The sequence below is a fragment of the Humiphilus diazotrophicus genome (assembly GCF_059726315.1).
The window spans coordinates 5,185,739-5,199,893 of the sequence record NZ_AP040870.1; the positions used below are offsets into that span (position 1 = coordinate 5,185,739).

The following is a 14,155-nucleotide window of genomic DNA, read 5'->3' on the forward strand; positions in this document are numbered from 1 at the left end:
CTATAGTTGCTTTCCGCGATTGATAATGTTCTCGCGGCAGGCCGCTAAGGCATTTTCATAAAAATGTAGACCTCGCCATCCTTGGCGGAAACACAGTATTACGAAAATGTTCCAAACAGATTTTCTAGCGGTTTCTCGAGAGAAAGCTTCATAGGTCGCAAGGAAAAAGACTTTGATTTTGCAACTCATGGAAGGCTACACGCGAGGCCAGCGATGAAAAATAAGTTTTGGCGTTTTCTCTTAATCTGTGGGTGTTTCGTGGTGTTATTCACGTCACATCTATTCGGTCAGGAATTTACCGGAAGAGTCTCAGACAATACAGGTGCGGCTCTTGCGAAGACAAAGGTGATTGTCCGCAATCTGTTAACCAACGTGGATATCGCTACGACGACCACGCATTCGGGTGACTACACTGTTCCTTATCTGAAGCCAGGTCTGTATAGCGTCACAGCCGAGGCTCCAGGATTTAAATCCGAAAGCAAAACGGATATCACATTGCAGGTAGGCCAGACTGCGAAGATCGACTTTACTCTGGAAGTTGGAAACGTAACCGAAACAATTACTGTAAAGGCAGAGGCGTTGCTGGATGCGAGCAAGGCAGACCGTGGTGAGGTTGTAGAAAACGAGCGCGTTACTGAGCTTCCTCTGAACGGGCGAGATCCGGGGATGCTCTCTGTTCTGAATGCCGGTGCCATTTGGACTGGAAACCTAAAGTGGACAAGGCCTTTCGATGATACCCAGGCGAATCTAACCATCAATGGTGGTCAAGGTGGGACGAATCAGTTGCTGCTGGACGGAGTTAGCAACGAGTCTCCAGTTGAAGGTGGAAATGGAAAGATAGCCTACGTTCCTCCGGTCGATTCCGTACAAGAGTTCAAAATTGTTACAAATCCATATGATGCTCAATATGGCCGTGCGGCAGGTGGTGCAGAGGATGTTCGATTGAAGTCGGGCACTAACCGCGTACATGGGGATGCGTATGAGTTCATGCGTCGCGGCTGGTTGGATGGAAATACCTGGTCAAATAATTATTACGGAAACACCAGGGCACAACACAAGCTCGATCAATGGGGTGCGGAACTAGATGGACCTGTCTTTATTCCCAAACTCTATGACGGAAGAGATCGCACCTTCTTCGTCATGCAATACGAGAACTGGAATGAAAAGACACCGAATACGCTTGTGGAGTCCGTCGCCGATCCTACGTGGCTCACCGGAGACTTTAGCAATCTGAGGTATTGGACAGGAAATACCTATGCACCGGTGATTCTCTATGACCCTCTGACTCTTCACCAGGATTCGGCTGGAACTTATATTCGCGACGCGTTTCCGGGGAATATCATCCCTACATCTCGAATCAACCAGGTAGCCAAGACGATTTTGTCGTACTATCCGAAGCCAAACGTTACTCCCCCATCAGGATCGAATCCATTCGAGAACAACTACCAGGTACCCGTACCTACAAAAAATCTGTACAGGAATGTGTTAGGCAAGATTGACGAAAACATCGGTAGTGCCGACAGAGTCAGCTTGCGTTACGGCTACTGGGAACGCTACGAAACCAGAAGTGCGAACGGTATCGATGGTCCAGCGAATAATGGCCAGCTTCCGGGAGGCAACCGGGTTCATACCTTTGGCGCAGAGTGGATCCATACTTTCACTCCGAACCTGCTATTCAATTTCCGGACAACCGTAGCGGTGAGGTATGCGCCCCGGCTTAGCGGACCTTCGGGTTTCCCCGTCAGCAAACTCGGATACTCCAGTTCTCAAATCGCACAATTTGGTGCCTACGCGAATACCTTTCCGGAAACGGAGCTGAGCGAGTTTACAACGCTTGGCAATTGGGGAACCTATCGTGCTATTGGCAATTCGTTGAGCATGATTCCCAGTGTGACTTGGATTAAGGGAAAGCATACGATCCATGCCGGCATGGATTGGAGACTGCTACAGAATGGCGTTATGTCCAATCAGGGTGGGGGTATGGATACCTGGACGGACCGTACCTGGACACAGAAAAATTACACGCCCGCAGACTGGACGAATGACAGCGGTAACTCCATTGCATCCCTGCTGCTGGGCACTGCCACCAATGGAAGTTTCAATATCAAGCCTACGGCATATTGGAACCGTCATTACTATGCACCCTTTGTTCAAGATGATTGGAAGGTGAGCCGGAAGCTGACCCTGAACCTCGGTATTCGCTACGATCTAAACGGTCCGAGCCGGGAGCGCCAGAATAAGGCAGATTATGTTTTCGATCCATCAATTGTGAACCCTGTCAATTCTCAAGTAAGTTCGCCCTATTTTTCAGGCAATCTCATGGGGGGCATGACCTTTCTCGGAGTCAATGGAAATCCTCAGACTCTGTACAAAATGGATAAGTGGAACATTCAACCCCGCGTGGGATTCGCTTATGCATTGACGGACAAGACGGTCCTTCGCGGCGGCATTGGTGAGATGTTTCTTAATCCAACCCCGGGAGCCAATCAACTGGGGTGGAGCGCTTCAACCAGCTATGAAGCAAGTCTTGACGGCTGGAAGACTCCTACGCAAAACTTCTCCAATCCTTTCCCCTCTGTGATTCAAGCAGCAGGTTCGTCAGCTGGCGCCTTGACAGGATTAGGTCAGAGCCTCAATTACATCAATCCCAAATACAAGACTCCTCAATTCTGGAGCTTCTCATTTGGTATTCAGCAACAGATCTTCGATCACGACACAATTGAGATCAGCTATGTCGGTAGTCGAACTCGTAAGCTCGACAGTAGCAAGAATATCAATCCTATTAGCAGAGCCTGGCAGACCAAATGCAATGTGGAGTTAGGAGGGGATCCGGATATCTGTGATAATAACTACCTCACCAACCCATTTAAGAACGTTTCAGCATTTCAAGGAACCAGTTATTACGATGCAGATACGATTTCAAGCGGAACCTTTACCCGGCCCTATCCTCACTTCGGCGATATCACGGTATACCAGCTGAACGAAAAGAAGTCTTGGTATAACTCTTTGCAGGTTACAGCTATGCATAAGTGGAGCAACTCTCTGGTTTTGCATGGAACTTGGACCTGGTCGAAAAACATGAACGCTGGAGGCTGGACTGACCAGATCTATGGCATTCCATCTCGTAGTATTGATTCCAACGACAGAACTCATCGCGTTACCTTCTCCGGCGTCTACACCTTGCCTATTGGTCGTGGCCGCAGATTGTTGGGCAAAACAAATCGATTGGTAGATGCTGCAATTGGAGGTTGGGAACTTGCTCCTATGTATATCTACGAGACTGGAACACCCTGGAGCGTGCCTTCATCTCTTGAGTATGTCCACAACGCTTGGATGCCGCGCACCACGGTGAAAAGCAATGGGTATATCAGGGGCGTAGAGCCCTGCGTGGCACAACGCAATCGCAAGACCGGAGTGCTGAGCTTAATGGATTACTCCATTGCTTACGGTTGTACTCAACCTAACTTTATCGTTGTGCCGGCATATGGAGCTTCACGAAACGTTGTGTATTCGGGAATTCGTATTCCAAGCTATCAGCAGTTCGACGCGAATCTTTCGAAGAACTTTGCCATCTTTGAGTCGATGAAACTTCAGCTACGCCTGGAGGCCTTCAACGTTCTCAATCATCCGCTGTGGCAGGTAAGCTATGACACAACCACAAATGATTCGACTTTCGGCCAAATTAAGAAGGGACCATCGGATCAAAGTAACTTGCCGCGTCAGGTGCAGGTTGCTGTGAAGCTGTTCTGGTAGACCACCCGAGTCACTAACAGGATTTGCGCACCCCACACGGGAGTGCGCAAATCCGTATCTATACAAATTGCTCACGTTGAGGATTGAATGTCGAATTGGACCCGTCGCGATCTCTTAAAGACAGGTGTTATAGCTTCTGCTGGAGTCTTAGCTGTAAATACAGCCGATGCAGCAACAACCGGCCGGAAAACGTCACCTGAGTCAACCGAACTTCAAGGGAGTCAGCTCAATACACTCCCAAATATGAAGGATGCTCTGTCCCCCCGACAAAGATTATTGTTTGACTTTGGTTGGAAATTTCATTTAGGGAACGCCAACGATCCCACGAGAGATTTTGAATACGGCAAGTTGAACCGCGAAGCAATTTTTGCGAAGGCCGATTGTTTCTCTCTCGTTGCAACTGTCGATTTTAAGGATGAGGACTGGAGATCTATTGACCTTCCGCATGACTGGTCTGTCGAACTTCCTTTTACAGACGATGTTGAGCCAAATGCTCATGGCGCAAAGCCTGTTGGTCGGAATTACCCGGAAACCAGCATTGGTTGGTATCGGAGAGTATTTGATATCCCCAAAGAAGATCTGGGAAAGAGAATTGCTATTGAGTTTGATGGAATCTTTCGTGACGCTGTAGTTATTCTAAATGGACATTTCATTGGCAGGAACTTGAGTGGCTATCTTCCATTTGCCTATGACGTGACGGATTATCTCAATTACGATGGAAAAAATGTGCTCGCCATTCGTGTCGACGCGAGTTTAGAAGAAGGCTGGTTCTACGAGGGTGCTGGCATCTATCGTCACATCTGGCTTTCGAAGTACGACTCATTACACATTCCACAGTCGGGCGTTTACGTTCGTAGTGAGGTGAAGAGCGGATCTGCGGATCTGTTTATCGAAACGGATGTTGTTAACGACAATATCGAGGATAAGGAGTTTGTTCTAATCTCCAGGATCTTAGATAAAAACGAGTATATAGTTGCTGCGAGCAAGTCGAAGCCGATCAAGATAGCTGCTCAGGAGAGGGTTACAGTCTCCTCCAAGGTTAAGCTGAACAGCCCTAAGCTGTGGTCTCTTGAAGATCCACATCTTTATCGAATTGTGACAACCATAGAAAGCAATGGCAAGAGCGTTGACCATGATAGCAGTACCTTCGGGATCCGTACGATCCGGTTTGACGCTGAACGCGGCTTCTTCCTAAACGATAAGCCGGTCAAGATCAAGGGGACCTGTAACCACCAAGATCATGCTGGTGTTGGTGGGGCAATTCCAGATCGCTTACAGGTTTATCGTGTGGAGCGTCTCAAAGAGCTAGGTTCGAATGCGTATCGGACAGCGCATAATCCTGCAACGACTGAACTCCTGGACGCCTGTGACCGGCTGGGAATGTTGGTTATGTCTGAGGTCCGTATGATGGCATCTACTCCGGAGGGTCTCAGTCAGCTGGAACGAATGATCCGGCGCGATCGTAATCACCCGAGTATTTTTATCTGGTCGTTAGCCAACGAAGAGCCCGTTCAAGGAGATATTCGTGGAGAGCGCATTGTTGCAACGATGAAATCCCTCGCGAAGAAACTGGATCCCAGTCGCCCCGTAACTGCGGGAATGAATGGCGGTTTTGGGGAAGGGATCTCTAATGTAGTAGACGTGCAGGGATTCAATTATCACACCGGCGATATCGACGATTTTCATAAGAAATTTCCCAAGAAACCGCTGATCGGTTCAGAGACAGCCAGTGCCTTCTCTACTCGAGGTGCCTATGAAGATAGTGAAGAGGATGGTTTCGTGAGCGCATATGACATTCATCCTCCAGGTTATGGGGATACAGCCGAGAGCTGGTGGAGCTTCTATGCCGCTCGGGAATTTATAGCCGGAGGCTTTGCATGGACGGGCTTTGACTATAGAGGGGAACCGAGTCCATATTGGCAAGCTTGCATCAGCTCTCAGTTCGGAATTATCGACACATGCGGTTTCCCGAAGGATGCCTATTACTATTACAAATCCTGGTGGGGATCAGAGCCGGTATTGCATGTCTTTCCCCACTGGGATTGGCCAGAGAAGCTTGGAAAAGAGATCGATGTTTGGTGCTACTCCAATCTGGAAAGCGTCGAGCTTTTTCTGAATGGGCAAAGTCTTGGTAGCAAGAAGATCGCAGCAAATTCACATGCATCATGGAAGGTGAAGTATGTGCCTGGGGTCCTTGAGGTTCGGGGGACGAAGAATGGCAAGGTGATTTTGACTGATCGGCGTGAGACCACGGGAAAGGCCGAGAAGCTGATTCTTCGTCCCGATTGCAGCAAGATAAAGGCAGATGGAGAGGATGTCTCAATGATCGCAGTTGAGATACAAGATGCGAAAGGCCGTATCGTTCCGACCGCTGTCGACCGTGTTTCGTTCAAACTATCCGGTCCAGGGCGGATCATCGGGGTCGGTAATGGCGATCCTAGTTCGCGAGAAGCCGATAAACCGCACTCTCCAACATTGGCCAAGCGACGCGCATTTCATGGCTTGTGCATGATTTTTATCCAGGCATCCAAGCAGCCCGGAGTTATCAGACTGGTTGCGAACGCAGATGGTTTGGATTCTGCCGAGCTTGTCATCGAAAGTGCCTTCACAAAGCCGCGTCCGGCGGTGGTTTAGTTTGCATGATTATGGAGCAAGGATCGATGTCGGATGCGCAAGGAAAGACTAGCAGGCGTAGTTTTCTGAAAACGGTCGGAGTGGGTGCCGTAGCCTCGGCGATTGGTGCTGATGCATTGGCCACAGACGGTGCAATTCCATCGCCGGTGCATGTGGATACTCCGAAGGTGAGCAATCATGAAGGACAACATTTTGGGCGAAGACTCGTCGATTTAGTGAATCCTCTTCAAGGGACTGATTCTACGCCTGCCTTTTCCCGTGGCAACACTCTTCCCCTCGTGGCCCTGCCATTTGGAATGGCACATTGGAGCATACAGAGCTCCAGTTCCGGATCATGGTTCTTCCGGCCAGGAGACCAACGTATAGAGGGGATACGTTCTACGCATCAGTTAAGTCCATGGCTTTCGGATTATGGCTATGCGACCTTTCTTCCTTTTGCAGGGGAACCATCTCTCGAACCATGGGCGCGAGCTTCTTCTTATCGCCATCAAGAGCTGGAGATTGCGCCCTATTTCCTCCACTTAAATCTGTTAAGGTATCGCTGCTCTTTAGATCTTGTCCCCTCTGAACGATGTGCTTTCATGCGCATCCGGTATGCCGAAACCGGAGATGCAGGATTTATGATCGATCTTCCCGGGAAGGAGGCGGAATTTCATTCTGAGAGGGAGAGTGGAATCGTTACATGCCTAACCCGTGCGAATGAGGGCGGTGTGCCCAAGGGCTTTGCTACTTATTATGCCATTCGTTTTCAGAGTCCCTTTGCCAGTTTTGAAGCAAAGGAACTGGAGGGAAGGCGAGTCGGTGTCATTCATTTTCCCGTGCATGCAGGCACCCCGGTCAATATCCGAATAGGCACTTCCTTTATCTCTCATGAACAGGCCCTGCGTAATCTGGATTTGGAACTGGCGAATAAGTCATTTGAAGCTGTTAAGGAACATTCTGCGGAAATTTGGGAGAAACAATTAAGCTGTGTTTCTGTCCAGGGAGGGACAAGGGATCAGCAGCGCATTTTGTATTCCGGTCTCTATCGCGCATTCCTCTTTCCGCGCATCTGGCATGAACCAGATGGTTCAGGAAACTACATTCACTACAGTCCCTATAACGGTTCGGTCGTTTCCGAACTAATGTATGCGGACCATGGTTACTGGGATGTTTATCGCGCCTGGTATCCTCTGATGTCTATCCTCGATCCTGTTCGTTTAGGTGAAATCTTGCAGGCTTGGGTGAATGCATCGAGGGAAGGTGGCTGGCTTCCGCAGTTTCCCTGTCCCGGGTATCGTTCCTGCATGACGGGGAGCCTGATCGATTCTGTCTTTGGAGATGCTGCTTCGAAAGGCATTCGAGGTTTCGATTTGGAGGAGGCCTATCAAGCCCTTAAGAAGCATGCCACGATAGCTGGCGATCCTCAGAAGGGCTACGGCCGTAGAGGTATTGACGAGTATCTCCGGCAAGGCTATATATCAACCGATCGTGTTGAGCAATCTGCTGTCGAGACGCTTGATTCCGCTTACGGAGACTTTTGTATCGCGCAGGTAGCCCGTGCAGCGGGGCACTTGGAAGATGCGGCAGTGTTTGAACGTCGATCCCAGAACTGGCGAAATGTCTTCGACTCCGAAACTCGCTTTATGCGTGGGAAGAAGGGAAATGGACAGTGGTTGGAACCCTTCGACCCTTACCTGTGGGGGAGCCCCTATGTGGAGGGATCTGCATGGCAGCATCGCTTTTCTGTACCCCATGATGTTACCGGCTTGATTCAAATGATGGGAGGACGGAAGTCTTTTGTCTCAACTCTTGAGGAGATGCTCAATCAATCTCCACGTTTCGAAGTCGGAATCTATGGGCAAGAGATCCACGAGATGTCAGAGATGGCTGCCGTTGAGTTTGGACAGTATGCGCACAGCAACCAGCCCGTTCATCATGTGCTCTATTTGTTTGCGGCTGCAGGTAGGCCCGACCTCACTCAGTATTGGGTGCGCAGGGTTATGAATGAACTCTATACTCCAGATCAATTTGCAGGCGATGAAGATACCGGTTCTATGTCTGCATGGTTCATCTTGAGTGCATTAGGTTTTTACTCGCTATGTCCAGGCAAAGCCACTTACACGTTGGGAAGCCCTCTCTTTGACTATGCCGTTCTCACTCTGCAAGAGGGGAAGAAGACGACAATTGAGGCGGTAAATAACGGAGAAAAGAATATCTATGTGAAGAGATTTCAACTGAACGAAGCTCTTCATCGGGAACCGGACATCTCGCATGCTGCCATTGTTCGCGGATCATCGTTGCTGTTTACGATGTCAGATCAATCTTAACGGGTGCAGAACAGATTATTAGCAAAGCTGAAGGGGAGAAAGCGAGTCATGGATTTCAAGAAGTATCTATACGTAGTACTGGCGATTATTGGCATCGGTGTCGGGATTTTTATCCCATTCCGTATGGAGGCTCAGAACTTTTCTGAGATTAAGCCGAGTCCTCAGCAGGTGGAGTGGCAGGATCTGGAATTTGGAGTTCTTATCCACTTTGGAACGAATACCTTCCTAGACAAGGAAGTTGGAGAAGGAAATGCCGACCCCACCGTCTTTAATCCCGTAAATTTCGACGCCGAACAGTGGATGAAGGCAATCAAGGCGGCAGGGGCGAAGTATGTTGTTTTAGTTGCGAAGCACCATGACGGCTTCTGCCTCTGGCCTTCAGAGCAAACCGACTACAGTGTGAAAAGTAGTCCGTGGAAGAATGGCAAGGGAGATATGGTTCGCGAAGTTTCAGATGCCGCTAGAAAATATGGCCTGAAGTTTGGAGTATATCTCTCTCCCTATGATCGCCATGACAAACGCTATTCTGAAGATCCAAAAGCATATGATGACTATTACCTCTCACAAATAAGTGAGCTTAGCTCTCACTATGGAGATCTCGTAGAGTTTTGGATGGATGGCGCTGGAAGTGGAGGACACCCATATGATTTCAACAAGATCATTCAGGAACTCCGTATTCACCAGCCGAACACAATTGTCTTTGCAGATGTGGCACTCTTTCAATTCGCAGATATTCGCTGGGTCGGGAATGAAGATGGCAAAGTTGATTACGAGAATTGGAATGTGGTCGACCGAACCGGCTATCTCCGCTGGCGTCCAGCAGAGGCAGACACTCCTCTACGCAATGGCCATTGGTTCTGGCATACCAATAGCGATAACAGCACCAAGAGTCTTCCTGAATTAATGAAAGAGTACAACGAGACGATCGGCAGGGGAGCTCAGTTGATGCTTGGAATTGCTCCCGATAATATGGGGCGAGTTGCCGACGTAGATGTGATTCGCCTGAAAGAATTCGGTGAAGAGGTCCAGCGTGTCTATGGACAGAACCTGATTCGAGAGAAGAGCGTTTTGGCTACGCCGCAGGCGTTGGCGACGGACAATAATCCCAAGACCTTCTGGTCGGCGCCTAAGGACTCTCATAGCGCGGTTATTGAAGTAGAGTTCCGTAACCCCGTGACATTCGATCGTGCTCTAACGATGGAGTGGTTGAATGATGGGCAACACGTTCAGGAATATGCGATTGAAATAGAAGATCATGGTGTTTGGAAACCGGTTGTTGAAGGCCATGCGATTGGGCACAAGAAGATAGACATCTTTGCTCCTGTAACAGCAAAGCATGTTCGGCTAAACTTGATATCTACTTCGTCTGAAGCACATATTCGGGAATTTCAACTATTTAATGGGGCTATGAAGTAACACCATCACTTGCCACCGATGAAGACAAGGAGATTTGAATGCCTGTCTTCATCGGTGTCGGTTCAGCTACAGCCGAATGCAATACACTAGTTCGTCGGACTTGCAAGCTGCTTGGTATTCGGCTCTTGAGGAATGGCTTCGCCATCGGAACGTGGATCTGCCCCGGCGAAGTTCACATTACGACGGCTGTCTCTCACCACAGCTTCGCCTTGCCCTACTGTGAAAGAAAAAGGTTCTAGCAACTGAATCTGATGTCCGCGTTGCGTGAGCCCGGACCTTATGTTGTCTGGAATAGTCTCTTCCATCTCTACGTCACAACCAGCAAAGGTTCCTTTGGTAAAACGCGGTTGTTCCAGGGCTGCTTGTACATTCATGCCGTAGTCCACTACGTTAGCTACAAACTGCGCATGAGCTTGTGCCTGATTCCAGCCGCCCATAATACCGAAGCCGATGTGAATGTCTCCTTTTTCCATGAAAGCCGGAATGATGGTGTGTAAGGGACGCTTGTGGCCTGCCAGGGAGTTCGGGAGTCCCGGTGTGAGTTCGAATCCTGCTCCACGGTTATGAAATGAGAATCCAAGTCCGGGAGCAACCATGCCTGTTCCGTATCCGGCGAAGTTGCTCTGTATCAAAGAAACGATGTTTCCATCTTTGTCTATAGCGGAGAGATAGATCGTAGTCTTTCCATGTGCATCTAGTCTCTTCTCTATTTTCGACGGTACGACCTGACAGGAAGCTTTGTTCATCTGAATTAGCTTGGCGCGCTCTTTTGCCAGGTCTTTCGACACCATCTCTTTTACGGGGACAGGTGTGAAGCGAGGATCTCCAACATAGTGGTACATATCGGCGTACGCCAGTTTCTTGGCCTCTATCATTACATGCAAAGCATCGACAGAGTTATGTCCATACTGCTTCATGGGGAATTGCTCCATGATATTGAGCATGGACAATGCTGCGATGCCTTGTCCATTGGGCGGCAGTTCGTAAACCGTCCAGCCTCGATAGTTGGTGGAGAGTGGCTCGACCCATTCCGGTTGAAAATCTTTGAAATCTTCTACGGTGTGAGTTCCTCCATGTGCGCGGAGGAACTGCACCATTGTTTCTGTCATTGGGCCGTTATAGAAAGCATCTCGTCCTTGCGTGGCGATTGCACGGAGTGAGTTCGCGAGGGGTGGATTTTTGAATTCATCTCCTACTTTTGGTGCGACTCCATTGGGAAGGTATGTCTCCCGATATCCTGGTTGATCCATAAGTTTCTTGGCCACCCAATAACGCGCATTGCGCTCAGCAAGTGGAAATCCGTTTTGTGCATAGTAGATTGCTGGCGCCAGAATCTGACTGAAGGGAAGCGTTCCGAAACGATTTCTTAAGGCATCCCAGCCTGCGACAGCTCCTGGAATATCGATGGTCTCTACTCCAATAGGATTTAGCTGCTCGACATGATGCTCTTTCAGATAGTCAATTGTGAGCCCTTTAGGCGTCCATCCACTGGAATTCAAACCATAAAGCTTGCCGGTTTTGGCTTCGTAATAAATAGCGAAGAGGTCGCCTCCTATGCCATTTACATATGGCTGGACAACTCCCATGACAGCATTTGCCGCAATTGCAGCGTCGACGGCATTGCCACCTTGTTCGAGGACGTGTGCGCCCGCCTGCGAGGCTAGGAACTGTGGCGCGGCCACAATCCCAAACTTTGTTACTACCATTGAACGGCCTTGTCCAGGAACGGAAGAGAACTCCTGAGCGAATGCAGTTGAAGATATCGAGAGAAGCAATGCAGAGACAAGAGATAAGCGTTTCAAGCAATTTCCTTTCCCTGATCTGAACTGGCCCATGAAAGAGCTGACCACATCGCGACAGGATTACAGAACTCGACTATTTTGATTTGTTGAAGATAGGATCATTGCACTCCTAGCAAGAGTGCGCTTCAGATGAATTCAATATTAGTGAAGAATAGCTGGATCGCAAGCAAAAAGTAGACTGTTCTGATGAGGCGGGAACTGCACTCTGCTTTGATCTCCTGTCGTGGTTTGCAGGAGATCAAAGCTGTACATACTTATCTTTAGCAATTACTTGGATGGCATTGAGGCCATTTGTTCGGTTTTGAGCTGAAGCTCTTTGCAAACACGATCAATTACCGGATCCCAGCTTCCGAGTGTGTGCTTGCGAAAGAGTCGGATTGTCGGGTACCAGGGGCTATCTTCACGTTCCATCAACCATCTCCATTCGGAAGCGAAGGGCAGCATGACCCATGTGGGTTTGCCCAAAGCGCCAGCTAAGTGCGCCACTGAAGTATCTACAGTAATAACCAGATCGAGACAGGCTATCAGGGCTGCTGTATCGGACATATTGCTCATGTGCGCCATGAGATCTGTTACATGTTCCGCTGTATTGGTCATTTCCGCCGCAGCTTCCCCGACCTGCAAAGAAAAGAAGTTAACACCCTCTTGCTTGAGAATTGGTGAGAGTTGCGAAAACGAAATCGAGCGATAGCGAGCATCCTCTGAACAATAAACAGGATTTCCTGCCCACACCAAGCCAACTCTTAAGCCTTTGTCCGGCCAAGGGAATGCTGCTGCTTTCGTTTGGGACTCAGGAGGCACCGAGAGATAGGGGATTCGAGCAGGGATCGTATCCAGAGTAGTTCCGAAGACAAGCGGGAGGCTCATCAAAGGGCAGTGAACATCGAATTGTGGCAGTGAGCTTCCGGAGGGGATCACTTCAGAGACTCCGGGCAATCCAGCCGCGAGCTGAGACAAAGTTTCTTGTACTGCCAGGATTACCGTTCCACCTCTTGCGTGGACCATGGGGACATAGCGGAGGAATTGGAGAGTGTCTCCTAGTCCCTGTTCGGCGTGAATTAGAATTTTTGCTCCGTTGAGAGGCTCGCCATACCACTGCGGACGGGAAAAGATTCTCTTTGAAAGCTGAGATTTCTTTGAATGCCAGCGCCATTCATAATTTTTCCAGCCGGATGCGAAGTCTCCTGCTCGCAATTGTGCTACGGCCAGGTTGCCATATGCCTCGGTGAGGTTAGGGTTCAGTGTCAGTGCGCGTGTGAAGTGCGGGATGGCTTCATCGAGCTCGCCCAGGATGGCCAGGGCATTTCCGATACTGTTATGAGCCTCTGCGTAATCCGGACGAATGGCCAGTGCCTGAGTATGTCTGGCTATAGCCTCTTCCAGTTTGCCTTGTACTTCGAGAAGTGTTCCGTAATTACTAAGAGCTTCCACATAGGAATGCCTGAGTGCCAAAGCCTCTTCATAATGTTTGGTGGCCAGTTCGTAATTTTTCTTTTCAAAGAATGCAGCTCCAAGGCCGTTATGCGCTTCGGCTAGGTTGGGCTTGATGGCCAGCGCATGATTGAAGCGGCTGATTGCTTCATCCAGATTTTTCTGCTCCATGCAGATACAGCCGATATTGCAGATAGCCTCAGCATAATTGGACCTGAGTTCCAATGCATTTTCATAGCAGGTGATTGCATCCTTGAATTTGCCTTGAGCCTGCAGTGTCGCTCCGAGATGGAAATGTAGTTCAGGGAAATCCGGTTTAATCGAAATTGCCTGCACAAAGCAATTTGCGGCTTGATTTAGTTTTTGCTGTTCCTTCAGCACCGATCCCAAGTTGGCAAGGATTTCAGGCTGTTTGGGAGAAAGACGAAGTGCTTGTTCATACTCCTGTTGCGCCTCACTCAATTTCCCTTCAGCCTGGAACAAGGTTCCAAGATTAGAGTGATACGATGGCTCCTTTGGATTGACCGCAATCGCCTTCTGGACAAGGTTAATGGCAGTGTCAATTTGTCGGCCTTGAAAGTGGAGCATTCCAAGTAAATGCAGAGCATCGGCCTGCGAAGGATTTAGTCCTAAAATTTTTTGATAGAGTTGAGCCGCGTCCACCAGCCTTCCTGCCTGGTGGTGCTGAAGCCCTTTTTTTAGCAGCTGCCCGATTTTCCCTTGATCTTTCATCACTCATTCCAAGCTATTACGCTGTGCGGTATCTGTATAGACGAAATTCTCTCAGGAAGCTTGCACGTGAGTTGATTT

At 49.1% G+C, this 14,155-nt stretch carries 6 protein-coding genes; 4 read left to right on the forward strand and 2 right to left on the reverse strand.

Annotated elements, in window-relative coordinates:
- Window positions 1-213: 213 nt before the first annotated feature.
- From AC6I7T_RS21505 to AC6I7T_RS21520, 4 genes are all read left to right on the forward strand, one after another.
- A complete protein-coding gene (locus AC6I7T_RS21505; protein WP_497789696.1) occupies window positions 214-3,753 on the forward strand; it encodes a TonB-dependent receptor in 3,540 nt (1,179 codons plus the stop codon).
- An 87-nt stretch (window positions 3,754-3,840) separates the two neighbouring features.
- Window positions 3,841-6,387, forward strand: a complete 2,547-nt coding sequence (gene galA / locus AC6I7T_RS21510; RefSeq protein ID WP_497789697.1) for a beta-galactosidase GalA — start codon at window positions 3,841-3,843, stop codon at window positions 6,385-6,387.
- A 5-nt stretch (window positions 6,388-6,392) separates the two neighbouring features.
- Window positions 6,393-8,696, forward strand: a complete 2,304-nt coding sequence (locus tag AC6I7T_RS21515) for a GH92 family glycosyl hydrolase (RefSeq protein ID WP_497789698.1) — start codon at window positions 6,393-6,395, stop codon at window positions 8,694-8,696.
- A gap of 48 nt (window positions 8,697-8,744) precedes the next feature.
- Complete coding sequence (locus tag AC6I7T_RS21520) at window positions 8,745-10,112, forward strand: alpha-L-fucosidase (RefSeq protein WP_497789699.1); 1,368 nt, start codon at window positions 8,745-8,747, stop codon at window positions 10,110-10,112.
- A gap of 86 nt (window positions 10,113-10,198) precedes the next feature.
- On the opposite strand, the gene ggt is transcribed toward AC6I7T_RS21520, so the two are convergent.
- Together ggt and AC6I7T_RS21530 are read right to left on the reverse strand one after the other, a co-directional pair.
- The gene (gene ggt / locus AC6I7T_RS21525) at window positions 10,199-11,914 is read right to left on the reverse strand and encodes a gamma-glutamyltransferase (protein WP_497789700.1); all 1,716 of its coding nucleotides are present in this window, start codon (window positions 11,912-11,914) and stop codon (window positions 10,199-10,201) included.
- Between the two features lie 267 nt (window positions 11,915-12,181).
- A complete protein-coding gene (locus AC6I7T_RS21530) occupies window positions 12,182-14,077 on the reverse strand; it encodes a tetratricopeptide repeat protein (RefSeq protein ID WP_497789701.1) in 1,896 nt (631 codons plus the stop codon).
- Window positions 14,078-14,155: the final 78 nt, after the last annotated feature.

Coding starts and splice junctions, on each gene's coding strand:
- AC6I7T_RS21505 (WP_497789696.1), top strand. CDS start 214: ATGAAAAATAAGTTTTGGCGTTTTCTCTTAATCTGTGGGTGTTTCGTG.
- AC6I7T_RS21530 (WP_497789701.1), bottom strand. CDS start 14,077: ATGAAAGATCAAGGGAAAATCGGGCAGCTGCTAAAAAAAGGGCTTCAG.
- AC6I7T_RS21515 (WP_497789698.1), top strand. CDS start 6,393: ATGATTATGGAGCAAGGATCGATGTCGGATGCGCAAGGAAAGACTAGC.
- AC6I7T_RS21520 (WP_497789699.1), top strand. CDS start 8,745: ATGGATTTCAAGAAGTATCTATACGTAGTACTGGCGATTATTGGCATC.
- galA (WP_497789697.1), top strand. CDS start 3,841: ATGTCGAATTGGACCCGTCGCGATCTCTTAAAGACAGGTGTTATAGCT.